Source organism: Thermogemmatispora carboxidivorans, assembly GCF_000702505.1.
GTDB lineage: Bacteria > Chloroflexota > Ktedonobacteria > Ktedonobacterales > Ktedonobacteraceae > Thermogemmatispora > Thermogemmatispora carboxidivorans.
Genome location: NZ_JNIM01000001.1, coordinates 2,481,936 through 2,508,556, shown reverse-complemented (window position 1 = coordinate 2,508,556; position 26,621 = coordinate 2,481,936). Strand labels below are relative to the sequence as shown.

23 protein-coding genes are annotated in these 26,621 nt (G+C 61.9%); 8 read left to right on the top strand and 15 right to left on the bottom strand.

Features of this window, described 5'->3' with window-relative positions; genetic code table 11:
• Window positions 1-15: 15 nt before the first annotated feature.
• The 3 genes from N688_RS09720 to N688_RS09710 are packed head-to-tail and all read left to right on the top strand — an operon-like array spanning window position 16 to window position 2,652.
• A complete protein-coding gene (locus tag N688_RS09720; RefSeq protein WP_052889100.1) occupies window positions 16-558 on the top strand; it encodes a DUF6391 domain-containing protein in 543 nt (180 codons plus the stop codon).
• Window positions 559-582: 24 nt separating this feature from the next.
• Window positions 583-1,467, top strand: coding sequence for a sulfurtransferase (locus N688_RS09715; protein WP_052889099.1), 885 nt, complete (start codon window positions 583-585; stop codon window positions 1,465-1,467).
• A 42-nt stretch (window positions 1,468-1,509) separates the two neighbouring features.
• Entirely contained in the window at window positions 1,510-2,652 is a 1,143-nt protein-coding gene (locus N688_RS09710) for a phosphotransferase enzyme family protein (RefSeq protein ID WP_052889098.1), read from the top strand.
• Window positions 2,653-2,707: 55 nt separating this feature from the next.
• On the opposite strand, the gene N688_RS09705 is transcribed toward N688_RS09710, so the two are convergent.
• From N688_RS09705 to N688_RS09685, 5 genes are all read right to left on the bottom strand, one after another.
• Window positions 2,708-3,691, bottom strand: coding sequence for an aldo/keto reductase (locus tag N688_RS09705; RefSeq protein WP_052889097.1), 984 nt, complete (start codon window positions 3,689-3,691; stop codon window positions 2,708-2,710).
• A 725-nt stretch (window positions 3,692-4,416) separates the two neighbouring features.
• Complete coding sequence (locus N688_RS09700) at window positions 4,417-6,129, bottom strand: tetratricopeptide repeat protein (protein ID WP_052889096.1); 1,713 nt, start codon at window positions 6,127-6,129, stop codon at window positions 4,417-4,419.
• A 132-nt stretch (window positions 6,130-6,261) separates the two neighbouring features.
• Entirely contained in the window at window positions 6,262-6,918 is a 657-nt protein-coding gene (locus N688_RS09695; RefSeq protein ID WP_052889095.1) for a hypothetical protein, read from the bottom strand.
• A gap of 145 nt (window positions 6,919-7,063) precedes the next feature.
• Window positions 7,064-8,206: a hypothetical protein gene (locus N688_RS09690; protein ID WP_052889094.1), complete on the bottom strand. Its 1,143-nt coding sequence runs from the start codon at window positions 8,204-8,206 to the stop codon at window positions 7,064-7,066.
• A gap of 104 nt (window positions 8,207-8,310) precedes the next feature.
• Window positions 8,311-8,952: a hypothetical protein gene (locus N688_RS09685; RefSeq protein WP_052889093.1), complete on the bottom strand. Its 642-nt coding sequence runs from the start codon at window positions 8,950-8,952 to the stop codon at window positions 8,311-8,313.
• A gap of 376 nt (window positions 8,953-9,328) precedes the next feature.
• Here N688_RS09685 and N688_RS09680 point away from each other — a divergent pair, with 376 nt between their 5' ends.
• Both N688_RS09680 and N688_RS09675 read left to right on the top strand, forming a co-directional pair.
• A complete protein-coding gene (locus N688_RS09680) occupies window positions 9,329-10,516 on the top strand; it encodes a tyrosine-type recombinase/integrase (protein ID WP_052889092.1) in 1,188 nt (395 codons plus the stop codon).
• A 75-nt stretch (window positions 10,517-10,591) separates the two neighbouring features.
• Window positions 10,592-11,206: an SLOG cluster 4 domain-containing protein gene (locus N688_RS09675; RefSeq protein ID WP_052889091.1), complete on the top strand. Its 615-nt coding sequence runs from the start codon at window positions 10,592-10,594 to the stop codon at window positions 11,204-11,206.
• 49 nt (window positions 11,207-11,255) lie between these two features.
• Here the strand turns inward: N688_RS09675 and N688_RS09670 are convergent, their stop codons facing one another.
• The 4 genes from N688_RS09670 to N688_RS09655 are packed head-to-tail and all read right to left on the bottom strand — an operon-like array spanning window position 11,256 to window position 15,470.
• Window positions 11,256-12,227 (bottom strand): PfkB family carbohydrate kinase, encoded by a 972-nt coding sequence (locus N688_RS09670; protein ID WP_052889090.1) that lies wholly within the window; start codon window positions 12,225-12,227, stop codon window positions 11,256-11,258.
• A complete protein-coding gene (locus N688_RS09665; RefSeq protein ID WP_202901883.1) occupies window positions 12,224-13,705 on the bottom strand; it encodes a purine-cytosine permease family protein in 1,482 nt (493 codons plus the stop codon). Before N688_RS09665 ends, N688_RS09670 begins: the two co-directional genes overlap by 4 nt.
• The gene (locus N688_RS09660) at window positions 13,702-14,754 is read right to left on the bottom strand and encodes an ADP-ribosylglycohydrolase family protein (RefSeq protein WP_202901882.1); all 1,053 of its coding nucleotides are present in this window, start codon (window positions 14,752-14,754) and stop codon (window positions 13,702-13,704) included. Before N688_RS09660 ends, N688_RS09665 begins: the two co-directional genes overlap by 4 nt.
• A 5-nt stretch (window positions 14,755-14,759) precedes the next feature.
• Window positions 14,760-15,470: a GntR family transcriptional regulator gene (locus N688_RS09655; RefSeq protein ID WP_162179527.1), complete on the bottom strand. Its 711-nt coding sequence runs from the start codon at window positions 15,468-15,470 to the stop codon at window positions 14,760-14,762.
• A 297-nt stretch (window positions 15,471-15,767) separates the two neighbouring features.
• Between N688_RS09655 and N688_RS09650 the strand changes: the two genes are divergently transcribed.
• Entirely contained in the window at window positions 15,768-16,133 is a 366-nt protein-coding gene (locus N688_RS09650) for an HU family DNA-binding protein (RefSeq protein ID WP_052889087.1), read from the top strand.
• A 500-nt stretch (window positions 16,134-16,633) separates the two neighbouring features.
• Here the strand turns inward: N688_RS09650 and N688_RS22755 are convergent, their stop codons facing one another.
• The 4 genes from N688_RS22755 to N688_RS09630 form a co-directional block, all read right to left on the bottom strand.
• Window positions 16,634-17,506, bottom strand: coding sequence for an FG-GAP repeat domain-containing protein (locus tag N688_RS22755; protein WP_156025358.1), 873 nt, complete (start codon window positions 17,504-17,506; stop codon window positions 16,634-16,636).
• 593 nt (window positions 17,507-18,099) lie between these two features.
• On the bottom strand, window positions 18,100-19,035 hold the full coding sequence (locus N688_RS09640) for an RluA family pseudouridine synthase (RefSeq protein ID WP_052891438.1): 936 nt from the start codon (window positions 19,033-19,035) through the stop codon (window positions 18,100-18,102).
• A 37-nt stretch (window positions 19,036-19,072) separates the two neighbouring features.
• A complete protein-coding gene (gene lspA / locus N688_RS09635; protein WP_052889085.1) occupies window positions 19,073-19,630 on the bottom strand; it encodes a signal peptidase II in 558 nt (185 codons plus the stop codon).
• A 381-nt stretch (window positions 19,631-20,011) separates the two neighbouring features.
• Window positions 20,012-20,371, bottom strand: coding sequence for a TraR/DksA family transcriptional regulator (locus tag N688_RS09630; protein ID WP_052889084.1), 360 nt, complete (start codon window positions 20,369-20,371; stop codon window positions 20,012-20,014).
• A 510-nt stretch (window positions 20,372-20,881) separates the two neighbouring features.
• Between N688_RS09630 and glgB the strand changes: the two genes are divergently transcribed.
• Complete coding sequence (gene glgB, locus N688_RS09625; RefSeq protein ID WP_202901880.1) at window positions 20,882-22,957, top strand: 1,4-alpha-glucan branching protein GlgB; 2,076 nt, start codon at window positions 20,882-20,884, stop codon at window positions 22,955-22,957.
• A gap of 132 nt (window positions 22,958-23,089) precedes the next feature.
• Window positions 23,090-23,881, top strand: coding sequence for an LOG family protein (locus N688_RS09620; RefSeq protein WP_420341016.1), 792 nt, complete (start codon window positions 23,090-23,092; stop codon window positions 23,879-23,881).
• An 82-nt stretch (window positions 23,882-23,963) separates the two neighbouring features.
• Here N688_RS09620 and N688_RS09615 read toward each other — a convergent pair whose 3' ends face one another.
• Together N688_RS09615 and N688_RS09610 are read right to left on the bottom strand one after the other, a co-directional pair.
• On the bottom strand, window positions 23,964-24,995 hold the full coding sequence (locus N688_RS09615; RefSeq protein ID WP_162179526.1) for an EamA family transporter: 1,032 nt from the start codon (window positions 24,993-24,995) through the stop codon (window positions 23,964-23,966).
• 124 nt (window positions 24,996-25,119) lie between these two features.
• A complete protein-coding gene (locus tag N688_RS09610) occupies window positions 25,120-26,265 on the bottom strand; it encodes a class II histone deacetylase (RefSeq protein WP_052889082.1) in 1,146 nt (381 codons plus the stop codon).
• Window positions 26,266-26,621: the final 356 nt, after the last annotated feature.

Below are 26,621 nucleotides of genomic sequence, written 5' to 3'. Positions count from 1 at the left end.
AAAGGGTGACAAGTGATGGCTTCGTTGAATCCCTTGAATGCTGTCATGCAGCAGTTGCTGCTGGGCAGCGCTGTACGTCAGAATCATGCGCTGGAGCATGCCACTATTGTGCTGCTGAGCCGTAAGTTTCCGGAGGTGCGTTTCTCTGGGGTGTCATCGGCGCTGGGCTTTCTGGTTTTTGGCGATGTGCCGACTGAGGAGGTGCTGCCGGCGGCTGAGGAGGCGCTACACTTGTTGCGCACGACGCAGCCGGAGCTGGCGGTCCATGAGCGTTGCGGCACGAATCTGGCGGTGGCAGGCTTGCTGAGCGGGCTGTCGGCGATGACGGTGGCGCGTATGCGACGCCCTTTCAATACGTTCAACAATGTGGTTCTGGCGACGACGGCGGCCCTGGTTCTGGCGCGACCTCTGGGCTTGACAGTGCAGCGCTATCTGACAACTCAGACGCCCTCGCAGTCCATGCGCATCACTGGGGTGAAGCGCTTCGAGGTGCTGGGAACGCCGGCCCATTTTGTGAGTACGGAGAACCCGGAGGCGGCTCGGTTGTTCTCCTGGTGATGGGAGAAAGGAGGCTTGGTGACAATGATGAGTGAGCAGCGCGAGCGCTTGCTGGTTGAGCCGGCCTGGCTGGAGGAGCACTTGCGCGATCCCCGGCTACGTATTGTGGATATGCGTGGCTATGTGCGCACTGTCGAGCGTGGGGCTGGCGAGCAGGAGGCGGTCTATGAGGGGGCGCGCGCTGAGTACGAGCAAGGGCACATTCCGGGCGCGGTTTATCTTGACTGGACGAGCGATATCGTTGATCCCGCGAGCGAGGTGAAGGCACAGGTGGCGCCGCCGGAGCGCTTTGCGGAGGTGCTGGGACGGTTAGGCATAGGGGATGAGCATGTGGTGGTGGCCTATGATGCGCATCCGGCCTCGCAGTTTGCCACGCGCCTGTGGTGGGCGCTGACCTACTATGGCCATCGCGAGGTACGGGTACTGAACGGAGGCTTCCCGCGTTGGCTGCGTGAGGGGCGTCCGCTGACGACGGAGGTGCCGCAGTTCCCGCCGGCGATCTTTACGCCACGGGTGCAGCCGGAGCTGCGGGCGACGGCGGAGGAGGTGCTGGCGGCTCTGGGGCGGGCAGGAGTACGTGTTATTGATGCTCGCGATGTGGGGCAGTACAGTGGTCAGGTGGTGCGCCAGCCGGGTCGTCGGGGGCATATTCCGGGAGCGATCAATATTCCGCGTGAGGAGCTGGTTGATCCTCAGACGGGCCAGTTTCGCAGCAACGAGGAGTTAGCGGCTGTCTTTGCCCGCGCCGGTGTGCACCCAGAGGAACAGGTGATCGCTTACTGCAATGGCGGCGTGGCGGCGACAGTGGTGCTCTTTAGCCTGGCATTGCTGGGGTATCCTCATCTGACCAATTACGATGGCTCCTGGAACGAATGGGGGGTCCGTCCTGATCTCCCTACAGAAGTGTAGTGCTGTAGTGCGGCTCTATGTGCTGTTTCGTGAGGCGTGCTGATGGAGGGGTTTTTCTCCGCTGATGCTGGTGGGGGCGAGCATTGGGAAGGGGCTACGCAGACCCCTTTTGATCTGGAGCGGATCATGGAGGGGTTCGGCCTCTCATCCTGGCAGTCCCTGGGCCTGTTGACGTCTCCTTATAGCCCCGAGCCGCTGGGCATGCTGCTGGAGATCGAGGGTGAGCGCTATCTGTTGCGCCTGCGCCCCGAGGGTCCGGCAGGCGAGGATGGTGAGCATTGCTATCGCTTTCAGCGCTTTTTGCGCCTGGCAGGTTTACCCGTGCCTGCGCTGCGCCAGACCCCGACGGGGACCTACTGCCTGGCTCTGGGGGAGGAGCGCTTTGAACTGCAGCAGTGGGCAGGTGGGGAGGACTTCGCCAGCGCGGGACCGCGGGGGCTGCGCTGGGTGGAGGCCGCGGGCGGTATGCTGGCGCAGCTCCACGAGGCCTCGCTCCGCTTTCCGGGTCCGCAGCACCGCTGGCCTTCGGAGTTGCAGGCTGGCGGCCTGGTAGAGGGCTGGCTCAATCTGGCCCGCGAGCGTGCTGAGCACTGCCAGGTGGGAGCAATTGCCAGCGCCTTGCAGACATGGGTCGAGCAGTGGGAAGCGGTGCTGCCTGCGGCGATGATGACGCTCGGGGCAGCTCGTGGGCTGCCTGAGCTACACATTCACGGCGATTACCAGGCCCTCAATTTGCGCTTCGACGCCCGGGGAGTTTGCTCGGTCGCTGGTTTCTATGCTTCGCGCTGGGAGAAGCGTATTCTGGAGGTGGCGGCAGCCCTCTTTGCCTTCAGTGCCCTGGATTGGCAACCTGCGACGGGAGAGACGCGCCCGCTGGTGGCCCGAGGACTGGAGCCAGAGCGGGCCCGGGCCTTTCTGCGTGGCTATGGGGTGCGCGCGCGTCCCCAGGGGCAGGAGGCCGCCTGTCTGGCAGAGGCGCTGACGGTGACGGTACCGATTCTGACAATCAATGGTCCTCTGGAGGATCTCTTCTTTGCCGAAGGGGTGGAGCTGGATGAGGTCGGGCGTCAGGAGGAGATCGATGAGTTGCTGGAACGGCTGGCCTGGGCGAGTGCCTGGCCGAGCTGGCTACGGCGCGCGCGACGGTGGCTGGCCGAGCTGTGGGAGGAAGCCGCCACCGGTTGAGCGGGCACAGCGACTTCCTCCCGTGGCGCTCTGGCCGTGGCAGTGCCGTTCCGACTTACTCCGGGCCAACGACAGGATGCGGCACGTACGGCCCTTCCAGGTAGGCAATGTCCTCGGCACTTAGGTGGACATCGAGGGCGCCGACGGCCTCTTCCAGCTGACTGACCCTGGTGGCCCCAACAATAGGAGCAGTCACCGGCTCCTTCTGCAGAAGCCAGGCCAGGGCAATCTGGGCCCGTGCGAGGCCGCGTTTGCCAGCAAGCTCTCCGACGCGATCGATGATACGCTGATCAGCCTCGGCAGTGGCGTCGTACTTGATCCGGGCGACCTGGTCCGTTTCCGCGCGCTTGGTCGGCTGCTGTGAGACCTCGCGGGCCAGCCTGCCAGACGCCAGGGGACTGTAAGGGATCACGCCGATGCCCTCGGCGCGGCAGAGCGGTAGCATCTCACGCTCCTCTTCACGGTAGATGAGGTTGAGATGGTTCTGCATGGAGACGAAGCGCGTCCAGCCATGCCGCTCTGCCACGAACAGGGCTTTCTGGAATTGCCAGGCGTACATGGCTGAAGCCCCGATGTAGCGCACCTTGCCTGCCCGAACGAGATCGTTGAGCGCTTCCATTGTTTCCTCAATCGGGGTCTGATAGTCCCAGCGATGAATCTGATAGAGATCGATGTAATCGGTTCCCAGGCGCTGGAGACTATGGTCGACTTCGCTGAAAATGGCTTTGCGCGACAGGCCGGCTCCGTTAGGTCCCTCACGCATCCGAAAGAAAACCTTCGTGGCAATGACAACCTCGTCCCGTCTGGCAAAGTCTTTGAGGGCACGCCCAAGGATTTCTTCGCTGGCCCCAAGCGAATAGATGTTGGCGGTATCAAAGAAGTTGATGCCCAGGTCAAGGGCCCGCTTGATGATCTGCCGGCTCTGCTCTTCATCAAGGACCCAGGGATGAATCCAGCGCGTGGAATCGCCAAAGCTCATGCAGCCGAGGCAGATACGCGAGACCTCCAGACCGGTCTTTCCTAATCGAGTGTATTGCATAATTCACCTCAGTATTTTTCTTGTCTTTCTATTCCTCTGTGGGTGGCATTGCTCTCCACAAGCAAGTATAGCGCTCCGGGAGGCCAGGGACCCAGGCAAATCCTGGTTGATCTTTGGCCGATTCTGCAGACCCGGTCAGCAGCGCCATCAGTACTGGCCAGTCTGCCTGGCGCTGAGGAGAGGGCAGCGGGCAGCAAGCAGGTTGGGTCTCGGCTGACTCCGGGCTGGCTGTTACTGCGCCCAAAGACGGCCCCGAAGCAGGCGGCTGGCGATGGCGGTGGCAGCGATGGCGTGGAGGCAAGGAGGCGTTTCTACGGCCCGTCCCCAATTTCGTATTAGTCGGGAAAATACGAAATTTAATCCCGTAGTCCTTCTCCGCCTTGCCCTTTGGTGGTTTCAGGCCGAGCCTTGGGAATCCCCTGCTTCATCCGACAGAGGGTCAGTTTGGTAGACCGAGTGGATACCTGGTCTCCGCCTGCCATGCAATCGAGGCGGGGAGCTTCTGCCTGCAGCCTCTGGCCTCCTGGGGCAACGCAAGCAAGAGTCGATTCTCCGTATGCCTCCTTGCCTCCGCCCTCTCTCCGACCCCTGCTACACCCTCCTGCTCTGCCAGACTCACACAGGCATCAGCAAGCCCCCTCAGTGCGGGTTACCAGCATGGCGAGAGAGCGAGTACAGCAGAGCGTGCACCTTGCTGACGAGTGGGCCCGCTGCGGCAGTCTAGACTATAAGATATCTGGTGTTTCAGGGGGATCGAAGCCCGTATACGGAGGGTTGACTGCTGGTGGCGCATCTTGCTCTGCTTCGGCGGATGTCTCGAAGCCTGAGTACGGTGAGTTATCTATCGGAAGAGTCTCCCGCTCCTCTGGCTCCCCTGGAGAGCCTCGCCGGGTGGCCCGCAGTGCTGCCAGATACAGAGGGTGAGTCCGCAGGCCAGCTGCGTCTCCAAATGCGCAGGCTCTCTGATAGAAGCGCCGGGCCTCAGCGGGCTTGCCAGCCATCTCGCAAATCCAGGCCAGGGTCATAATGCAGTCGAGCAGGCGTAGAGGCGATACTGAGGAGAGCTGTTCTGTTATCGTCAGCGCCCGCTGGGCATACCTTTCAGCAAGCGTATAGCGTTGGAGGTAGGTATTAAACACTCCTACATACAGACAAGCGCCAGCTATCTTAGCGAGGGTGGCATCGGTGGCCACCTGCTCCCAGATCATGACTGCCTGGCGCAACAGCGACTCAGCGGCACTGAAATACGCCTGCGCTCCCAGCAGAGAGGCAGCCCAGGCGTAGGCATCTGCCGTTTGCTCTCCCGAGAGGAGCAGCCGCTCATCAGCAGCGGCTCCTTCGCGAATGCACGCGGCCAGCCGGAACCAGAGCGCCAACGACGAAGCGCTCGGAGGGCCTGAAGCCTCAGCCAGACAGAGACAAGCAGCCGCAATCGCTTCCCGCAGGATGACCTCTCGTTGCTGAGAAAGGGCCTGCAGAACAAGCTCGCGCAGCAACGGATGCAGGTCCAAGGCCTCATAGTTGCCTGGCACCTGCACTGCGCTCAAGAGTCGCCCCGTCAATAGGGTATGGAGGGCATGCTGGAAGCGCTCCTCTCCGGCGGCCCCCTGCGTGCCAAAGACAGCCTGGAGAAGCGTATCCTGCTGAAGCACCGCCCGAGGCACCGGGGGAGGAGCAAAGAGCGCGCAAGCCTCAAGCAAGCGCAGAGCATCAGGGTCAGCCCTTTCCAGATGCACCAGCAGCAGATGACAGGCGACCCTGGCAGCGGCGGCATGGCGATCGCCGGCATCAGAGAGCCGCAAGGGATCACTCCGGCAAGCAGAAAGATAGCACTCAAGCGAGCAACCGGTCAGCGCCAGATACCCAGCCGCCAGCGTCAGGGCTAGAGGGGAACCCACCAGCTCACGGGAGATCTCCAGAGCAAGCCGCTGGCGCTCCCCCGGAGCTTCCTGAGCCTGAGCTTCCTGCAGTGAGGCCGCCGCCGTCAGCAGGCCAGCCTGACCCAAGAGCAGGATAGCGCCATCCTCTGCCTCCAACGGCTTGAGCTCGAAGCCCGCCGCTACAGAGGCCGGTAGTTGGTCCTGAGTCAGGACCAGCACCGTACCCTTGGGGAAGCGCTCGCTGGCCATAGGCAACCCCTCGCTTGTCAGTGTTGCGTGATCAAGCACCAGCAACAGACCATCTACCGTCAGGAGCGCCTCAATGATCTGCCGAATGCCTTCTACTCCCTTGCCTAATCCCTCCCTCACCGACGGAAGGACCTCAGAGTGAGCCAGCAGATCAGCGACCAGTGTTTCAGGAGCAAGCGCATCAAGCCAGATCACCGACGAATACTGTGCGCCGAAGCGGCGCACATAGGCGCGGCCCAGCGTCGTCTTACCGCTGCCGGCCAGACCGGTCAGCAGAGCCACATGGCAGCTGCGCAGAGCCGCATGCACGTCGCTCAGGAGTTGCTCAGACCTTGCGCAGAGAAGATCAACTGCGGCGGATGGGCTCGCGCCCTCGCCGCTCTGACCCCTCGCTTGACTATCTCCAGGATGATCTCCAACCATCGGCGGCCTCCGTTCCCCTTAGTCCTCCAAAGGCCAGTAGGCCAGTTCTCCTTGTCGCCTCCTCACGTACCAGGGCTGCGCCACAAAGATCCGCTCGCCGCCTGGCAACACCTGCTCCTGCACCTGCAGCCGCCACCAATGCCGCGCCTCTTCAGACACCTCCAGCGGCTGCCCGAAGCTCGCCAGTGCCGGTGTGCCAGGAGCTGCCTCTCCCCAGCTCAGTTCCCCACGACAGGGCTGGCAGACCACAAAGAGCGTCTTGGAGCACTCCCAGAGCAGCCGGAGCCGTTCTTTGACCGTCTCGGGATCGATCTCATCCGACCCCAGATACGCATCATCGCACCCCAGCGAGACGCTGAGAGTGGCAGCGTCCCCCTTCGAAGCGATCAGAAGATCCAGGGGAAAAGGATCAGCACAAGAGGACCACAGCGACACCATGACCTGGGCCTGGCGATCCACGATCCTCTCCCACAATTCGCGGAAGGAGCTACACACAAAGTCGCTGTCCTCCTCCTGCACGTAGGACCGGTAGAAGTAGTAGCCCACCCCGGCGGGCTTGCCCGGCGCGGTAAAATGAAAGCCGTGCCAGCTGAGCGCCTCGAACAGTAACGGCCACCAAAACAGCTCCCCTCTCTCCGTCTGCAGCTCAAAGGTGCTGTTCAATGTATCCCCCATACTTGTACCTCCCTCTGTTCTCACATTCCTGATTCGCGCCTGCAGATGGACTGCTCGCTCCAGCAAGGGCCAACAGGTTGCCCAGTGGAGCGGCGACCTGGTCCTCACAGCACACCAGGCCAGGCAGACAGTCACCACCCCGTTCTTAGGGGAACTCGACAATCGTCACACCCCAACGCGCCGCCTGCCTCTGCAGCTCTGGAGGGACTGGTGCACCCGAGCTCTTATCCCACAGGAAGTAGACCCGCCTTCCCGTCTGGGCAGCGATTTTACTATAGACGGAGAACTGCTTCATTTTGTCATTCAGCAGCTTAGCACTCAGGCGAGGGCCCCCTGATACTTCAATAATAGCCTTGCTCGTCACAAAATCTGCCTTGGCACTCGCCCCTTGCACGGAGAGCTTCACCTGCTCTTGCACACCGCCGCCGTAGTCTGGAATCAGGGTATCAAGATGAGACTTGACATAGAACTCTCGCAGCGCCCCCACGTTGCCGACATCGGCAGGATGCCCCCCTTGAATCCAGCAATCGATCAGCTGAGGGTCTGCTCCCTGGTCAACAAATTGGGCGACCCGGTCCAGATCAGCACCATTCGCCTGAGCCAGCGCAATGAGCGTCTGACCTTCTTCTTCGCCAAGCTTGTTGATAATCCTCTGACCAGCAGAGCTGTTGAAGGCCCCAGAGAGGTCTCCGCTCATCCTCATCATATGCTGGTCAAAGGAACCAGGCGCAAACGTTGGGTAGCGGTTGCCCGGCGTAAAACCTGTAGCGCAGGTACGTGGCCAGGCATCATTAAGGGCCTTGATGAGCTTTGCAGCTCCATCCAGAGCTATACTGATAGTATTGAGCGCATTGTTAAAATCGTCAATATCCTTCTGTACGTCAGAAGCCACCGTTCTCGGCACTCGCCCGCTATTGGTCTGCAGATCCGTGATGAGACTCATACCACTCTGAACGGTCTGGACCTGCTCCTGGAGGGATAAGAGAGGACTGCTCAGGTGCGAGGCCACGTCGCCCATACCGCCGTGAGACTGCGAGCTATCGTTGAGAGAAAGCAGCCAGGTCTCTAGCAAGGCTTGCGTACTATGTCCCTCGGAAATGCTTGCCACGTACTCGACGGCCTTGTGCACCTGGTTGATAAAATCCTGCATCCGGCCAGAGAAACCCTGCAGCTGGCCGCTGCTGGTCTGAAGGGTTGTGATCAAATCACTCAGCCTGGTTGCCAGATCGGACGGCACCTCCGGATAGGAAACCGTCACGAGCGGAGGAGGCACAGGTGCTTCAACCATTCTACTGCTCCTCTCATGTGGCTTCGAGAAACAACAAGCAGAACGTGGAATAAGGAGTCGGCAGGCCCAGAGACGGCATGGAAATGGAATCGGCGAACTCAGGCTTAGAGAAGTCCCGGCTTTGGAGCAAGAATGAGCACACCCACAAAGACTACCCCCGCGGCCAAGGCAGCGGTTGCGCTTGCCGCCCACGGGGGAGCGCCAGCGGAAGAGACGTGGGAGTAGACCCAGTCGTGAGCATCGCTCGCCCAACTAGTCACCGTGTGCCAGGCCTGCGAAAAAAAACTGCTAATCGGATCTGGCTGATACGCTGGGTGGATGGTCAGCGGGCTAAAGGTGGACACCACCGTCGGCGTCAGGGTCGTTCCTGTCGTAAAGTAAGGCAATTGCTTCTGCAGATCGGCCCACATGTTGGCCAACGTCTGATCCTGCCCCGCGAAAGCCTGAGCAGCTCCCAGCAGACCACTGGCAACGACGCTTAAGTCGACAGCAACACACCCAAGAGACAACCCGAGATTGTCAGAGAAGTCGGACAGAGCATTCGCCAGATTCACTGCCCCCTGGAGAAAGGAGAAGGCGTTGAGCGCGTCAATGACACCGTTGAGCGCCAGCATGACTGCCGCCTGAATATCCTCATTCTTCTGGTTTCCAAAGCTCACCGTGTGAGAAGCATCTGTCCACGTGCCAGGCCAGACTTTAATGTTCCCATCGGCAGAACCGCTGTTATCAGAGTCTTCTGGTCTCACGTTGTTAACTCCTCCAACTATCTTTTACACACTATACTCACTCTAGGCGCTAGCATACCTCTATCAATGCCTGGGGTCAAGTCCCTCTTTGACAGCTCATCGTTACTCCACTGTTGCCTACCTGCCCCCCAACAGGCCACCTCCCCTTAACCAATCTTCTCCAGAATACCGCTGGTCCGCCTTGCACCTGAGCCTGATGCACGCCCTAGAGCCTCCCGCACGTCGCATCGCGAGCAGCAAGCAGTCTCTGTGGACCGGACTGGTGGCAGGGCTTCGCCTGACTGATTTCTCAGCAATCAGCCCTTGACAAATCTTCTCTTTACGTTTTACAATCCATATAAGCACAAAAATATATTTTGAAAGAATAGAGAGCAATATGAGCAGGAAGAAAACGGCCTCCCACCTCTCCGACCAGAAGGCAGCAGCCCTGCTCCCGTTGGCGCAGCCTGTCCTGGTTGGGGTCGTACGCGAGCGACAGGGAACACCACCTGCTCCTGAAGAGGAAGGCACGGGCGAGGGCCTGGGCGCCCTGGCGGGGGAAGATCTGGACCTACTGCGACGCATCGCCGACATGGCCGATCTCTATGCCCAGCACGAGGTGTTTGCCCGCTATCATCGGCGGCAGGCCCACAACACCCGCATTCGCCAGCTCTGGGATCTCAAAGCCTTCGCCACCTTCTGCCTGGAGGCCGGAGCTCGTGCCACTGGGGTCAGCCTGCAAACAGACGTCGCCACCCTTACCCAGGCCCTCTTTCTCGAAGCCTCGACCTGGCGCTTTGTCAGCGCTGGCCTGATCCAGCTCTTCCTGAGCTGGATGGAGCGCCAGGGCTACGCCATCGACACCATGAACGTGCGTCTCTCCACCCTCAAGCGCTACTGCCGTCTGGCCGCCGACGCCGGCGTCCTCTCTCAGGAGGAACTCTATCGCATCAGCCGCGTCCAGGGCTACCGTCACAAGGAAGGGCGCCAGATCGACCGCCAGCGGGCCATCACCCGACGCGGCGCCAAAAAAGCCGAGCCGAACCTCCTGACCGAGGAGCAGGCGGCCTGGCTCAAAGGCTGCCACGACCTCAGCACCCCCCAGGGGCGGCGTGCCCGCGTCATCCTCTGTCTCCTTCTCGACCTGGGGCTACGTGTCGGCGAGCTCGTAGCTCTCCAGGTCAAAGATGTTCGGCTCAGTCGTGGCCTGCTGCGCTTCTACCGCGAAAAGGTCGACAAAGAGCAGACGCATCGCCTCTCTGCCGATTGCCTTCAGGCCCTGCGCGCCTACCTGCCCGACGTCGCCAGCGAGCGCTATCTGTTCCCCGGGTACAAAGGCCGCCACATCAGCGCACGCCTGGTCGAGTACCTGCTCAAAGACCTCGGCGACCAGCTTGGTATCGACCACCTCTCTCCCCACGACTGCCGCCACTACTGGGCAACCTACCATGCCAGCCGCCAGCGCAATCTGGCTCAGCTTCAGCAAGCTGGTGGTTGGAACTCGCCCGCGATGGTCCTGCGCTACTACGTCGCCTCCGAGATCGCCAACGAGGGCCTGTTTCCTTCTCCAGGGCCAGAAGACTAAAATAGCAAGCAGTGGCAAGACCGAGAAAGTCTAACCATTCAACAGACAACAGCAAAAGGAGGAGGGCAGGGAACGATGTCCTACAAAATTGGCGTCTACGGCTCCAACATCGTCGAGAGCGAGCACGCCCTCAGCCTGGCCCGCCAGCTGGGCCAGGCTCTGGCTGAACGCGGCTGCATCGTCATCACCGGTGCCTGCAGTGGGATGCCCTATGCCGTCGCCCGCGCCGCCTTCGAGCGCGGGGCCGAGGTCTGGGGCTTTACCCCGGCGCTCAATCTTGACGAGCACCGCCGCGCCTATCCTCGGGACGACGTCGGCATCTACCACCGCCTCATCTACGTTCCTCCTGGCTACCACGATCTCTTCGGCCTGGCTCCGGCAACGCCCGACCGCGACTGGGGGGCACGCCTCAAATACCGTAACGTCATCTCAACCGTTAACAGTGACGCCGGCCTCATCATCAGCGGCGGCTGGGGTACCCTCAACGAATTTACCAACCTCATTTATGAGGGGAAACCCATTGGCGTCCTTGTCGGCAGCGGCGGCCTGGCCAATGAGCTGCCCACCTGGTATCCCCGCTTGCGCAAAAAAACAGCCTCGCCGGTCCTTTTCGCAGAGGACCCGACGAAGCTGCTCTCGCTCGTCCTGCAGTGTCTGGAGGAAGCCAGCACCGGGCAGCACCAGCAGTGACACAGGAAAGGAAGCAAGGGTGTGCAAAGAGATCGGCGCCAGGGGAAGTTTATTCCCCCGCGCTTCCTCTCTTGCCACCCTCCGCCAGGGCCATCTCCAGCTCGGCCCGCGTTGGAGTCGTCGCCGGCCCAGCACGCTCCACAGCCAGCGAAGCAGCCACATTGGCCTCATAGGCTGCCTCCTCAAGGCTCCGACCCCGCGCCAGCGCTGCCAGAAGAGCCGCCACATGCGCGTCGCCTGCCCCCGTCGTATCCACCACGGCTCGCGCTGGCCTGGCTGCAATCCTGGACGGCGCCCCCTCAGCGCTCACCAGCCAGCAGCCCTCAGCCCCCACCCGCGCCACAACAATGCCCTGCGGAGCTACCCAGGCACGCAGGAGCGCCGCCCCCCGGGCTGGCTCCTCCTCTCCAGCCAGCAGCCGCAGCTCACGCGCGTTCAAACTCAGGACGTCCACCCGGCATAAGACCCGCTCCAGCCGCGACCTCGGAATGGCAGTAACCAGCGGCCCCGGGTCCAGCACCAGCAGGCAACCAGGCGCTAAACCCGGCAACCAGGCCTCAAGAGCCGCTCCCGAGAGGGGGTAGCAGAGATCATAGCCCGAGACATAGACCGCATCTCCTTCCTGCAAGGCCAGCCCTTCCAGCTCAGACGGACTCAGCTCTGCCTCCACCCCTGGCGCCGTCACAAACGTCCGTTCACCATCCGGTTCAACCAACCCAATATCAAAGCCAGTGTCTCGCCCTTCCACCGGGGGCAGCAGCACCGGGATGCCCACCGCCGCTAACTCAGCGCGCACCCGCTGCCCCATCGGCCCATCCCCAATGCGACCCGCATAGGCCGCCGGCAGCCCCAGCCGCAGCGCCCCAATCAGGACATTGAAACCTCCTCCCACCGCCTGCAGCGTGCGCTCCGCCAGCAGATCGCCACCGCGCTCCGGCAGGCGCTCCACATAGAGCAAGAGATCCACCAGCACACTGCCCACCAGCACCAGCCGCCTGGGTCGCAATCGCAGCCGGCTCATGCTGATCCCCCTCCTCCCGGCAACTCCGAAGCCGGCTTGGCCTCTGCGGCCTCCAGTATCACCTCCCGTCTGCTCACCAGTACCAGCAGCCAGTACACAAGTGCGCTCACCACGAAGCCCAACAGATAGCCCAGACTGCTAGAGGCAAAGATCCCCCGTGCCAGGGGACCGGTAAACCAGGGCGAGACCGTAAAGAGCAGGCCAACGCCAATGCCAAGCAGCCAGGCTACTATCGCGCGCCAGTTCACCCCAGCGCGATAATAGTAGCGGCTCCGGGACCCGGTCTCTACCAGGCTCTGCGCGTCATAGCCACGACGCAGGAGCATGTCGACCAGGAAGACCGCCGCCCAGGCTGTCAGTCCATCCGAGAGCAGCTGCAGAAAACTCTCGAACGGCCCGAAGAAATCCTGGGCCACCAGCATCACGTAGGCGGCCCCCACTACCATCAGCACCCCGTCGATCAGCACCGTCTTGTAGCGCTCGAGCCTCACCCCCAGCGCGAGCAGATTCAGCCCCGAGGAATAGATCGACAGATCTGCCGAGGCGATCAGGCCACCGACCGCCGTCAGTAGATAAGGGGCCGCCATCCAGGGTGGTAGCTCCTGGCCAATGGCCGTAATCGGATTCGTCGCGCTCGTCAAATCGGGCAAGCGGCCCGACAGAAACACCCCTGTCATCATCAGCACCACTAGCGGGAGGGTGGCGCCCAGCACCGTCCAGCCGACAATGGCCCGGCCACTGCTCGCCCGCGGCAGATAGCGGGTATAGTCCGCGCCGGCGTTTGCCCAGCCGATGCCCGTCCCGGCAATCACAATGCTTAACGTTGCCAGCACTCCACTATCCCAAGGGCCTGGCGGAGCCGCCAGCGCCTTAGCCCAGTCCGTCTTTGCCAGCAAGAAGAGCACCACCACCAGGGTCAGCAGGCCAAAGATCCAGGTCGCCGCCTGTTGAATCCAGACCAGCGTGGCATGACCAAGCAGGCCGAAGAGCACCACCAGCAGCGCCACTACCACTAGACTGACTAGCGTCCAGGCAGGGGTCGCGGGCAGCCCCAGCAGCCCCAGCAACCCGAGCAGCGCATAGGCAGCCGTAATCACCGTCACCGTTTCCCAGCCGACCAGACTGATCCAGCTGACGAGCGTCGGCCCCACATTGCCGCGTGTCCCAAAAGGAGCGCGTGATAATGTTAGCATAGGCGCGCCCCCCCACTTGCCAGCTACACTCAACACGCCAACGAGCACAAATGACCCCGCGGAGCCGACCACAGCAACCAGCAGGCTCTGCCAGAGATTGAGGCCAGCAGCAGTCAAGATACCACCGTAGACGATTCCCAGGATTCCAATATTGGCGGCAAACCAGACCCAAAATAGTTCAGTGGGCGCACCGTGACGCTCATCGTCCCCAATGGGCTCGATCCCGTGCAGTTCAATCGCCCAAGGACGATCAGCTTCCGGCTGTAGCTGTTGTTGCACGCTCACAAGCGTACCTCCTCTTGTTGCAAGCGGGTCCGCAAAGCCAAGAGCTCGCTGACCAACCCGTCGATGTCTAACGCATTGACCTGCACCACCGTGGTGCGTGCCTCGACCGGGAAAACCTCCAGACCAGAGCAGGCACCAAGCATAGCCCCCACCAGCGCCGCAATGGTATCGCTGTCACCCCCGAGGCGAGCCGCCACCAGACAGGCTCGCCAGGGATCGCTCCGCCAGCGCATCGCAATGGCAAAGGCCGCCGGCACTGCCTCCTGTGTCGCTACTCCCGTTCCAACCAGATCTACAATCGCATCCTGGGCACTCTTCTCATCCAATTGGCTCACCAGGTCCATAGCCCAGACCAGCCGCTCCGCCACCGAGGCCCCCGCCACATAGGCCCCACGTTCCTGCCCCAGACGCGCCACCCGCCGCGCCTCGTTGACCGCCTCCCCAAAGCTTGCCCCCGCCAGACCTGCACTGATAACCGCCGCCACCGCCGCCGCCCCACTGATCCCCAGACCTGTAAAGTGCGTCGGACGACAGACCTCCTCCACTCGTTCTAGAAAACGCTCTACCGGCTCCAGAGGCACGGCGATCCCCACAGGCGCAATGCGCATAGCAGCCCCATTCGTATCGCCCCGCCGCCCGGCGTCCTCTGGTGCCGTTCCCTGCCGTACCGCTTCCAAAGCTCGCCGCGACGATGGCCCAAGTTGCTCGCTGCCGTCGGCTTCTGCCTGCTCGGCCCAGCGGAGCAACTCCTCCACGAACCGCGCGCTCTCAAGATGGCCCCGACCTTCCACCAGCAGGCGCGCTACGAGGAGAGCCTGCTGGGTGTCGTCAGTCACCCGGCCCGCTGGCTGGCCGGCACTGATAGCGTTCTGCGGAGGTCCAGAGGCAAAACCTTCCAGGGCCGGAAAAAGCCGGGCCACCACCGGTCGGGGCAGCATCTGCGTCGGCATCCCCAGGGCATCACCAATGGCCAGACCCAGCAAGGTCCCCTGCGCCCGGCGCACCATCTCCGGCTGGTCGCATCTCGCTGCTGCGCGCGCTTCATACATGGCTGTTACCTCCGCTGTCGCTCGTTCGCACTCAGATCAAAGGTCATATAGAGGCGGAAATGCAACGGGTCCAGCAAACTGACGACATGCTCGATCACCTGCCCCGTGCAATCGCGCGTTACACGCCGGCTCAGTAAGAATGCCTCCCCAATTGCCTTCCCCAAGAGATGAGCCTCCTCAGTGCGCAGGCGCGTCACTTCTACCCACTCTTCTCCAGTCGCAGGTACCAGTCCTAAGCGCCCCGTCAGCACCTCCATCAGCGACTCATGGGCGAAATCAATATCTAACAAAGCGCTCGTCTGCTCCGTCAGGGGCATGCGGCTGCGCTCCAGCGAGATCGGCTCGCGTCCCTCCAGCAGACGCAGGCGGTCCAGCGCAATGAAACGCTCCGCCTCTACCTGCAGGCGCTCCCGCAGCTCGGGGTCGACCACTGCTCCAAAGTAGAGCACGCGCGTCGTGACCTGTGCCCCCTGGCGCGTCAGCGCCCGAGACCAGCCCTGGCTCCAGTCCAGGGGCCGGTGATCAAAGGTAATATAGCTGCCCGAGCCTGCTCGCGTCTGAATCAGCTGTTTACGCGCTAACTCCGCCAGCGCTTGCCGCACGGTCATGCGACTGACTCCGAAGCGCCGCGCCAGCTCATACTCACCCGGTAGTCGCTGGCCTGTCGGCAGGCGTCCGCTGCGGATCTCCTCCTCAAGGGCAGCACAGATTTGCACATAGGCTCTATTCTGTCTAGACATCTTGTAGACAAGTGTAGCTATTCCTGTCTAGTATGTCAAGGGGAATGCTAGGAGCTTTCTCCTGCGGTATTTGGTGAGGCTCTGTATAGTGGAAATGGATGGTAACACCATTCCCATACACAATGCGGCAGCATGGTGAGTCGCTGAGAGACCAAAGACGCTCACCGAAACCGGGAACGTGTGTTGCGTCAAGCAGCGTTGTGAAGGGGCGCCCTGCGGCGCACTGGGCCTTCAGCAGCGCCATTTCGTTAGCACAAGGAGGGAATAACCGATATGACCACTGTCTCGTCTGAAAAGCATCACAGTGTCATTGGCAAAGACGAGCTGATTCACCAGACGGCGGCCAGGGCCGGCCTCAGTCTCAAGGAGACGGGCAAAGTGATCGACGCCTTCACCGAGGTCGTGCGCGAGGAGTTGGCCCGTGGGCACGAGGTGCGTCTGATGGGCTTCGGCACCTGGAGCTTGCGCACCGTTGCTCCGCGCAAGGTCAAATCCATCCGTGGGGGGCAGCAGATTACTATTCCCGCGCGCAAACGAGTCGGCTTCTCCGTGGGGGCTGTCCTGGCTCAGGCGGCCAGGGGGCAGCAAGGACGAGCACATGGGGAGAGCGAGCGGCAGGGAGAGCGGCGACACCACTAACGTGCCCTCCCTCCCCTCCCGCGGTTCTCTACGCTTGTCTCACCTTCCACACTGCCGGAAGAGAGAACCAGCTCCCCGGACCTTGCCAGCGGTCCGATTGGCCAGACGGCCAATGCACGCACGAGGCTGTCAATGAGCCTATCAGGAGTTTGTTGACGAGTCGGCAGGTCCGGTTCCGTAGTAGCCGACTGGACTGACTGACCTCGACCTCTGATCGCCAAGCCTGGGTGGACATCGAGGTCAGCGTCAGCGCACAGATCGATAGGGCGAATCTACGGCTGAGCTGGCCGGACGCTTCCCCAGCCTGGCACTGCCTCAGCGCAGCGTACCGGGCTGAGTGGAGCCCAGGCGCTGCGGCCAAGCCCATACTCATACCCAGGCCGGGACGAAGGGACTGGCTGCCGTGAGCTGCCCTTGACACCACAACGCCAGCAGCTCGCGACAGCGGTCCCTTCTCTCGTTCCCGCGGTGGCCCCTCTGGCAGGGACGGCTTCCTGCTTCTAGAGATTGGGATGGCGCTCGAGATACTGGAGCACAGCGGGTCGCTCATCAGGGCGCAGCGGACGGAAGGCGTTGCCATCGTTGATGAAGACCAGCCGCGTGCTCTGGAAGTGCACCAGCATATCCGGCCTGCGATCGCCATTGACATCGGCAAAACTGAGGGTCACCGGTACCAAATCAGCATCTGGGTCATAGAGCTGGGGACCACCATAGATGCGGGCATGAGCTGGATCACCTCCTGGCAGTTCAATGATCTCGATATGCCCATTCAGATTGAGCGCGATGAAGTGGCTTGGAATCCCCGCCGCTTCATTGTGGCCCACAAAAGCATCGATCTGGAAGGTCCGCGGACGACCGTAGCGCAGATCATCCAGGGTCGTCTGACCCCAGGAGACCAGCGGCAGTAACACGCACCAGAGGAGGAGCATGCAGAGCATACCCAATCCAAGATAGAGCAATGGGTGAGCCCGGAACCAGCGGCGCATCTGCGGCTGCCGCCCAGCCGTGGTCTTCCCCTCCCGGACTGGAGCAGAGCTTGCCACCGGGCCGCGCTGCCCGCCAGGAGCTGCTGTCGTGGTGGCAGCAGCCGCTGTGGAGGCTCCACGCGATCCGCCCGTCGTCCGACCTGGCCCCCTGAGTGAGCGCCTCGACCCGGTTCGGCGTTCTCCTTCACCCTCGACCCGCCTCCACTCCGCAATCTCTTCGGACGCTACATCGGCCAACGTCGGACGCGGACGCGAGGCCCGCTGCACCACTGGTTCCGCCGCCCCCGTTGATCCGGCTGCTCGCTCCGACCCGCTCTCTGATTGCAGAGGACGATGACGCAGGGCACTCTTGGGAGTGAGCCTGTCAGTTGCTTCAAGTACAGGCATGGCCTGGTTCTCCTTTCGTCTCGTCAAGCGTCAGTCTCTCAGACAAGCTCGCACTGCCAGGGACAGTGCCTCAGAAATAGCGACAGCGGTCGGAGCACGGTCTCCAGCTTCCGCCGGTCGGCCCTTCTCTTCTTCTCCTGCCAGAGTAACATAGAACATAAGTTCAAGTCAAGAGGGACGAGAAGAGCTTCCTATGAGCAATCATCAGGAGGAGCAAGAACGCTAGTGCTGTATCCGTCTCACCGATTTGAGTAGTAGGGCGAGGCACGCGCTCACGGCGAGCTGATCGAGGCGAGGAGCTCCTGCCGAGGCGCTGCCACCGGAAGCAATCGCATCATGGATGGATAGGGCGAAGTCCAAGGTCAAGGCACGAGATGGGCGCTCGCGCTACGAGCGGCGCTGAATCCACCGGCCTGGCCAGCCGTGGCTTCTCACTCACTCACTCACTCACTCACTCAGGTGAGGGAAGCCCGACTCCCTTCGCTGAGGATAGTGTAGCATCCCCCCCTGCTTTTTGCCAGGGGCCTATAAGCAACTTTCCAGGGGGTGAGCCGGAGGGCACGAGAGCGCCTGGCAAGCCGAATCATCTGCTCTCAGAGCAACTCTTCTCTGGCCAGAACGGCTTGCAGATCAGTGGGGAGCGGGGCCTCTAGCTTCAGTGTTGCCCCGGTCATTGGATGGGGCAGAATCAGCTGCGCGGCATGCAGGAACTGGCGCGTCAGGCCCGGCAAGCGGTGGCCGCTGCGCCCATAGACCGGATCGCCTGCCACAGGGTAGCCGATAGCCTTCAGATGCACGCGAATCTGATGGGTGCGACCTGTCTCCGGCTCAACCGATAAGAGCGTATGCTGCGCGAAACGGCGCACGATCCGGAAATGGGTGCGCGCCTCGCGGCTGTGGTGGGCTGTCACCGTCATCAGCTGGCGATTGCGCGGGTCGCGTCCAATGGGGGCCTCGATGGTGCCCTGGTCCAGCGGCACCTGGCCTACTACCAAGGCCAGATAGCGCTTGTGGATCTGGCGCCGTTGCATCATTTCGGCCAAGGCGGTCAGGGCCTGCTGGTGCTTGGCCACCAACAGCAGCCCCGAAGTATCCTTATCCAGGCGATGGACCAGGCCAGGACGCTCCCCACTGCCAACCTCGCGTAGCTGAGGGCAATAGGCCAGCAAGGCATTGACCAGCGTGTCCTCTTCATGGCCAGGAGCAGGATGCACCACCATGCCAGCAGCCTTATTGACTACCAGCAGGTCACCGTCTTCGTAGAGGATCTCTAACGGTAAGGCCCGCGGCGCCACCTGCGTCAAACGCTGGGGCTGCTGCCAGAGAATCTCGACCACATCTCCGGCCCGCAGGGCATAGCCCGCCTTCTCGCGCTCCCCATTCACGAGCACCGCCCCTTCGTCGATGAGACGCTGCACCGCTGTCCGCGAGAGCGGTGCCAGCTGTTGTTGCACAGAGCGATCCAGACGCTGGCCGGCCTCTTGGGGACCGATCTCGTACCTGCGCACTTCATGGCGATCTGCTGACATGGCTTCTTGCTTTGGCTGGGGGTGAGAGAAGATAGATTCAGTGGCTGACATGCTCCCTCCTCTGCTGCCTCGTGGCCAGCTCATCGGAACCAGCGGTCCGCGGGAGTGCCCCCGTCACCATCAGCAAGAGCAACAGGACAACCCCCACCGTGATGGCCGCATCGGCCAGGTTAAAGACCGCGAACCGGAAACCGATCTGAGGAATGCGGAAGAGAATAAAATCAACCACGTAGCCGCCATGCCGCACACGATCAATGAGGTTGCCTACTGCCCCGCCGATAATCAGGCCGAAGACCAGCTTGTAGCTCAGCGGCCCCGAGTTCAAGCCGCGCAGATAGAGCGTGATGACGACTGCAACGGCCACGGCAATCAGGCCCGCCAGGACCACACTGTTGGCAAACAGCCCGAAGGCCGCTCCGCTATTGCGGGTATAATAGAGGGAGAGATAGTCACCCAGCAGCGGAACCATCCGTCCGCTATCGGGAGGACTCAGATAGCTGACTACCAGCGCCTTGGTCCACTGGTCAAGGCCAACAACCAGGGCCATCACCAGCAGGGCTAGCAGATCATAGAGACGTGCGCGACGCGCGCTCACTGCTCTTCGTTCTTCCTTTCTTGCTCTCGTTCGCTCCAGCCTTTTCTTCAGGCACCTAACGCTCTAGAGAAGTTGCCCTCGCCCTCCTCTGCTGAGGACTGGCTTTTCGTTCCACCGGTCTTTCTTTGGACGTGCGTTCGTGAGGACTCTTGTATTGTAGCCGATTTTTTCTCACTTGAAAAGGAGCGTCCCGCAAGCAGGCTCGCAGACATTCTGCAGGATGCAGGAACCGCTCCTTGACGGTCACGGGCACGCCAGCTGAGCTGCCGCTCTGGCCTCCCCCTCTCGGCCCAGTAACCAGCACAGCGGGCAAGGTCTGCTACGCCGAGATTGCATGTGGGGCCTGAGAGGCCAGGGCATTGCCGCTGCACTGTACGAAGGCTAGCCCGCGAAGCTCTCACGGCCAGCCTGGCGCTGAGACTCGCACTGCACATCCCGCGCTGCCCACGGAATAGCCTCCAGGCGCTTCTCCGGAATGGGACGCCCGCAGCTCACACATCGCCCATAGGTCCCCTCCTCAATGCGGGCCAGGGCCGCTTCGACCTCGGCCAGTAGGGCCTGTTCGTTTTCGAGGATTGACTGCTCCTGCTGATAGGTCTGAATCTCGGTCGCTGAGTCCTCATTATCCTGGGGCAACAACTCCACCGGGGCCGCAGGAGCGGTCAACCGGGCGATATCCTCCCGCAGCTCGTCACGTTTTGCCTCCAGCAATGCTTTCATTTTTGCCAGGTCGATGCTCATGACTTGGCCTCCTTTGTGATCATGCTATGCTCCTGAAAACCAGCCACCGACCTCCCCCTATCACTGGCTCGCCAACCAGACAGCGCAAACTCTGATGTGTGCTTGCTTCATCGCTCGCTCATGATCCTGGCCTTCCTCCCGCAGGCGCGCCCTCTCTCCCTCAGCAGAGCGCTGATCCCCTTCCGCTTGCTTCATCTGGGGAGCGAGTAGCCGACCTCTCAACAGAGGTTGTCGCCTCCGAATCACTCACATGTCCTCAAATTGTACATCAAATCCCGAGGAAGGCAAGTCGTTCTCTCCTGGCCTCCGAGCCTTGTTGGCCGCTCTCCAGCCAGGCCCTCAGCTCCGAGTCCCGGCAAGAGAGAAAGCTAGAGAGAAAGAAGGAAGGCCCTCTCTTGCCTTTTGTGTTATGCTAGAATTGTTCTCTGTGCTCTGGATAAGGAGCGCCACGACCACCAAGAAGCAGCATTGAGCTGGAACCAATCTCGCGCCTGGATGGAATGCAAGGCCATGTCAACAGTCTCTGAGGATGGAGCGAACGCCCAACAGCCGACCAACCATCAGTCAGTCCCCTCGCTCTTCAGTGAGTTTGATCTCTACCTCTTTGGGCAGGGTCGGGAGTATCGCCTCTACGACAAGATGGGCGCTCACCCACGCCTGGTCAACGGGGTCAGCGGGGTGCACTTTGCGACCTGGGCCCCCAATGCCGAGGCTGTCTCGGTCATTGGCGACTTCAACGGCTGGAACCGCTTCGCCCACCCCATGCAGCTCCGTCACCGCGAGCTGGGCGTCTGGGAGTGCTTTGTCCCCGGCGTGCAGGTGGGTGCGCTCTACAAATACGCGATTGTTTCACGGGTGAACCAGCAGGTGCTGGAGAAGGCCGATCCCTACGCCTTTGCTGCTGAGCTGCGCCCTGCGACCGCCAGCATCGTCGCCGATCTGCATCGCTATCGCTGGCACGACGAGGAGTGGATACACCAGCGAGCTGAGCACCAGCGCCTCTCTGCTCCCCTCTCGATCTATGAGGTGCATCTCGGCTCCTGGCGCCACGTCCCCGAGCGCCACCGCCCCGGCGCCGTTGAAGAGGATCGCTTCTTGACCTATCGCGAGCTGGCGCATGCCCTGGCTGCCTACGTCAAAGATCTGGGTTTCACCCACGTCGAGCTGCTGCCGATCGCGGAGCACCCGTTTGATGGCTCGTGGGGCTACCAGGTGACTGGCTACTATGCCCCCACCAGTCGCTACGGCAGCCCGGAGGATTTCCAGTACTTTGTCGATTATCTCCATCAGCAGGGTATTGGCGTCATCCTCGATTGGGTGCCGTCCCACTTCCCCAGGGACGCCCACGGCTTGCGCCTCTTCGATGGGACCCCCCTCTACGAGTACGCTGATCCCCGCAAGGGGGAACATCGCGAGTGGGGAACCCTGGTCTTCAACTACGGTCGCAGTGAGGTGCGCAATTTTTTGATCGCCAACGCGCTCTTTTGGCTACGCGAGTACCATATCGATGGGCTGCGCGTCGATGCCGTGGCCTCCATGCTCTATCTGGACTATATGCGCGGCCCCGGCGAGTGGGTCCCGAATCGCTACGGCGGACGCGAACATCTGGAGGCCATCGAGTTCTTGCGCCAACTCAATGAGGCCGTCTACGCCGAGGAGCTGGGCGCTCTGACCATCGCCGAGGAGTCTACTGCCTGGCCGCTGGTTTCACGCCCCACCTATGTCGGAGGACTGGGCTTCAGCATGAAGTGGAATATGGGCTGGATGCATGATATGCTTGAATATATGCGCCTTGATCCCATCTATCGCCGCTATCATCACACTAATATTACGTTCTCTCTGACATACGCTTTCTCCGAGAACTTCGTGCTGCCCCTCTCTCACGATGAGGTGGTCCATATGAAAGGGTCGCTGTTGACCAAGATGCCAGGCGACCTCTGGCAACGTTTTGCCAACTTGCGCGCCTTCTTGGGCTACATGTGGGGGCACCCGGGCAAGAAACTGCTCTTCATGGGCGGCGAGTTTGGCCAGTGGCGCGAGTGGAACTATCGTGAGAGCCTCGACTGGCACCTGCTGGAACCACCCAGCGACCCACACCATGCTCAGCTGCGCGACTTCGTACGCGCCCTGAATCGCCTCTATGTGCAGGAGCCAGCCTTGAGCAGCCTGGACTGCGAGCCGGAGGGCTTTGCCTGGATCGATTGCCACGATAGCGAGAACAGCGTCATTTCTTTCCAACGCCGCAGTGGGCGCCCAGAGGAAACGCTCATCTTTATCTGTAACTTTACACCAGTACCGCGCTTCGGCTACCGCGTTGGGGCCCCTTTGGTCGGCGAGTACTACGAGGTACTCAATAGCGATGAGCTGTGCTACGGTGGCAGTGGCCTCGGTAATCCTCAGCCGCTACCCAGCGCCCCCATCGCCTGGCAGTCCTGCCCACAGTCCATTGTGCTGACGTTGCCGCCGCTCTCCACCATTGTCTTGAAGTGGCGCCCCTTCGGCTCGCCCTCCGCCGCGGCTGCAGCAGACGCCAGCCAGCCCGGCCAGTATCCAGAGCAAGAAGCAGAGGGACCGCACTATTCGTGAGGAAGAAGGACGATGAGTCGCAATCACAATCATTCACCGTCGCAGCACCAGTCACCGAAAGGAAACCAGCTTCATCAGCGGAATCGCAAGGTGGAGGAGCGCTTCCGCTCGTTCCAGAGCAAGCGCCGGCCCATGACCGAGGATGAGCGTCTGCTGACGCGCCCAACCCGCCCGCTAGTGAGTCCTTCGGAGCCACCTCCGAGCGAGCAGATCCAGGCCGACGAGCACGCTCTGGAGCGCGCGCTCCATTTTGACTTTACCATCACTGACCCCTGGCGGGTCTTTCGCATCATGAGCGAGTTTGTCAATGGCTTCGATGCCCTGGCCCATATTCCTCCAGCAGTGGCCATCTTCGGCTCGGCCCGCACACGGCCCACTGATCCCGCTTACGCCGCCGCTGTCGAGACCGCTCGCCTGCTGGCTCAGGCTGGTTTCGCGATTATCACCGGGGGAGGGCCAGGTGTGATGGAGGCCGCTAACAAGGGGGCCCAGGAAGGGGGCAATCTCTCCATTGGCTGCAATATCGAGCTGCCTTTCGAGCAGGCCTCCAACCCTTACCTGGATATCTCAATCGACTTTCGCTACTTCATGGTCCGCAAGACCATGTTCGTGAAGTACTCCAACGCCTTCGTGATCTTCCCGGGCGGCTTTGGAACAATGGATGAGTTGTTCGAGGCCCTGACACTGATACAGACGCGCAAGGTCAGCCATTTCCCGGTGATTCTCTATGACTCTCGCTACTGGGGCGGCTTGCTGCACTGGCTACACCACACCATGCTGGCCGAGGGCAAGATCTCCCCAGGCGATGCCGAGCTGCTCCGCGTCTCAGATGATCCCCAGGAAATCTGCCGTCTGGTGCGCGAAGCCTACGAGACCTACCGTCAGGAGCGCGAGGACCCGAATCGCGAGAAGTCGATTCGCTGAGTCTTCCCCGGCTCCCGACGGCCACTCCTCTAGCCTCGGCTGGCCCCTTCCCTCTCCTCAACCGCGCCGTTCCTGATCCGCTCTAGCCCTCGGATATCTGACCGACAGCCAGGTCACGCGGGCCCTCCCCCCCTCGACCTGGCTGACCGCTCTCTCCTTCCTCCGCGCTGGCTGGCGGTAGCGCTGGTTGTGGGAAGGAGTGGCCAGTCTGACGACGTAGCTCCTCGTAATGAAGCAGCCCCACTCCGAGCATAACAAGCAGACCGCCGAGGAGCTGATCAAGGGTCAAGGCTTCGCCAAGCCAGACGTAGGCGATGGCGCTGCCAGCAACCAGCTCTAGCATCGCAGCGATGCCCACCCTGCCCGCGTCCAGATAGCGCAGGGCCGCCAGCTCGCCCAGGAACGGCAGCGCCATGCCCAGGACCCCAACCGCCGCCAGTGCTGGCCATAGGCTCGGTTGCAGGCTGGCCAGCGGCATGCGCCAGGGCGGCTGCACGAACAGCCAGAAGAGGGCGGCGATAATCGCCCCCCAGGTCGTGGCGCTCAGGGCCGGTAGCACACGCCCGATGCGTCGCCCCAGCAGCAGGTAGGCGGCAAAGGAGAGAATCGAGAGCACGGCATAGAACAGCCCCAGGGGGTCCAGCCGCAGGAATCGCTGTTGCCAGGCTCCCGTCACCAGCACCAGGCCACTTCCCGCCAGGAGCAAGGCCCCCAGGACCGGCAGCGCCGGCCAGCGGCGTCGCCAGAGCGCCCCACCGAGCACCAGCCAGGCCGGTGTGCTGAACTGGATCACCAGGGCAATGGCCACCGGCAAGCGGCTAATCGCCATGAAGTAGCTATAGGTCACCGCCGCCATCGCCAGGCCCAGGGCCAGCAGCCAGCCCCAGCTTCGAGGCGGTGGCAGCACTTTCCCCCGCTGGACCACCCCCAGTAAAATCAGCAGACATGCCCCCCCGATGAGCATGCGCCATTCCACCAGTGTCAGCGGCGTCAACACGCTTTCATCGAACAGTTTGCGCGCCAGGTTTCCATTGAGGCCAAAGAGGAGCGAGGCTATACCCACCAACAGATAGCCCCGGAGGCGCCCGCGCCCCTCACCTTTCGTGTCCAACACTTGATCATCCTTTCTCAGCCATGTCATCTCCTCCGCCGCAACCCAGGTGCTCCCCCCGCTCGCGCTCAGCACCCGGGCGGGTTGCTCTTCTGCAGCCTCCCTCTCTCTGCCGCCATAGCTCATCTCATAGCGGCCACCATTGACGGTGCCAGCGCCGGGCCTGCTCCAGAGCCTGGCGCGTCGCGCGCGTAAAGATGGTCGCGCTGCGCTCTAGCTCCCAGGCACCAGCATAGAGGTCGACAATGCCAAGGTCGACCCCAAGCAAGGCCTCAACGATCGCCGCGGTGCAGTAGGGAACGTACGCCCGACTGTAGCCTCCCTCTTGCAGGACCACCAGGCGACCGGCACAGACCTCCCCTGCCAGGGCAACCACCAGCTCAGCCAGGCGCCGATAGCCGGCCCGGGTGAGCATCATTTGCGCCAGCGGATCGAGCCAGCTCGCATCTTGCCCCGCCGAGACGAGGATGAGCTGCGGGCGATAGTGCAGGCCGATCGGCAGCACCAGCTGCTCAAAGGCTGCAATGTAGCCACGGTCACCCGTCCCCGGTGGCAGGGGAATATTGACGGTGTAGCCAACGCCCGCGCCCGTGCCAACTTGCTCCAGCTCACCCGAGTGACGGGGATACCAGTTGTGCTGGTGCAGAGAAAGAAAGAGGACCCCCGGGTCCGCATAGAAAGCCTGCTGGGTTCCATTGCCGTGGTGGACATCCCAGTCGATAATCAGAATGCGCTCCAGCCCATACCTGCGGCGCGCGTACTCGGCAGCAATGACCGCGTTATTGAAGATGCAATAGCCCAGGGCCCGCTCACGCTCCGCATGGTGACCAGGAGGCCGCAGGAGAGCGTAGGCATTACCTACCTCGCCGCGCATCACAGCCTCCACCGCCTGACAGGCCCCACCAGCTGCCCATACCGCTGCCTCTAGCGAGCTGGCGCTCACTGGCGTGTCTTCATCGATTTCGCCCCAGTCTCCTTGCCGCGGGCCGCCCGCTGCATGAGCTTGCAAGCCATTGAGATAGGGGCGCGTGTGATAGGCGAGCAATTCTTCCTCACGGGCAGGTCGCGCCTCCAGAGACCGCATGCGCCCCAGCAGGCCGGCACGCTCTAAGAATTGCCAGGTGCGCCTGGTAATGGTGAGATCCGAAGGATGCGGCTCGGGGTCCAGCTCAAAGCCCCCCTCGCGCATCTGCACAATGGTTTCAACCCCAGCGTCGTGGGCCAGAAAGCGCTCATCAAAGAGGAAACCACTGGTCAAGTTCGCCGCAGACATTCGTTCACCCCACCTTTCAGGTCAGGTCAGGTCAGGTCAGAAGGCTCGCCCACCGGCTGCTTCAGGAACAGTCGAGCAACCGGCTGCGACTGGGACAACAAGAAAATAAGAAAAAGGGAATATCTCTAGCATAGCACGTTCAGGTCACCTCAGCACCAGCCAATGGGCAGGTATCTCGGTGCACTGGCTGAGCCAGGCGGCAGAGCAGCTACACAGGATGGCTCAGCACAGCACCGCTGCCCCCAGGGAGAAGTCCATCGGCAAGAAAAGGGGGAGAAGGGCGTTTCTCTCTCCAGGAGAATCTTGGAGGACATGGCTCCTTCTTTGCTCCTGGCGGTCACTGTACGCTTGCTTGT

Bases quoted from the DNA above. Each gene is read 5' to 3' on its own strand.
- N688_RS09720 (WP_052889100.1), top strand. From the start codon at position 16: ATGGCTTCGTTGAATCCCTTGAATGCTGTCATGCAGCAGTTGCTGCTG.
- N688_RS09715 (WP_052889099.1), top strand. From the start codon at position 583: ATGATGAGTGAGCAGCGCGAGCGCTTGCTGGTTGAGCCGGCCTGGCTG.
- N688_RS09710 (WP_052889098.1), top strand. From the start codon at position 1,510: ATGGAGGGGTTTTTCTCCGCTGATGCTGGTGGGGGCGAGCATTGGGAA.
- N688_RS09705 (WP_052889097.1), bottom strand. From the start codon at position 3,691: ATGCAATACACTCGATTAGGAAAGACCGGTCTGGAGGTCTCGCGTATC.
- N688_RS09695 (WP_052889095.1), bottom strand. From the start codon at position 6,918: ATGGGGGATACATTGAACAGCACCTTTGAGCTGCAGACGGAGAGAGGG.
- N688_RS09690 (WP_052889094.1), bottom strand. From the start codon at position 8,206: ATGGTTGAAGCACCTGTGCCTCCTCCGCTCGTGACGGTTTCCTATCCG.
- N688_RS09680 (WP_052889092.1), top strand. From the start codon at position 9,329: ATGAGCAGGAAGAAAACGGCCTCCCACCTCTCCGACCAGAAGGCAGCA.
- N688_RS09675 (WP_052889091.1), top strand. From the start codon at position 10,592: ATGTCCTACAAAATTGGCGTCTACGGCTCCAACATCGTCGAGAGCGAG.
- N688_RS09670 (WP_052889090.1), bottom strand. From the start codon at position 12,227: ATGAGCCGGCTGCGATTGCGACCCAGGCGGCTGGTGCTGGTGGGCAGT.
- N688_RS09660 (WP_202901882.1), bottom strand. From the start codon at position 14,754: ATGTATGAAGCGCGCGCAGCAGCGAGATGCGACCAGCCGGAGATGGTG.
- N688_RS09650 (WP_052889087.1), top strand. From the start codon at position 15,768: ATGACCACTGTCTCGTCTGAAAAGCATCACAGTGTCATTGGCAAAGAC.
- N688_RS22755 (WP_156025358.1), bottom strand. From the start codon at position 17,506: ATGCCTGTACTTGAAGCAACTGACAGGCTCACTCCCAAGAGTGCCCTG.
- N688_RS09640 (WP_052891438.1), bottom strand. From the start codon at position 19,035: ATGTCAGCAGATCGCCATGAAGTGCGCAGGTACGAGATCGGTCCCCAA.
- N688_RS09630 (WP_052889084.1), bottom strand. From the start codon at position 20,371: ATGAGCATCGACCTGGCAAAAATGAAAGCATTGCTGGAGGCAAAACGT.
- glgB (WP_202901880.1), top strand. From the start codon at position 20,882: ATGTCAACAGTCTCTGAGGATGGAGCGAACGCCCAACAGCCGACCAAC.
- N688_RS09620 (WP_420341016.1), top strand. From the start codon at position 23,090: ATGACCGAGGATGAGCGTCTGCTGACGCGCCCAACCCGCCCGCTAGTG.
- N688_RS09610 (WP_052889082.1), bottom strand. From the start codon at position 26,265: ATGTCTGCGGCGAACTTGACCAGTGGTTTCCTCTTTGATGAGCGCTTT.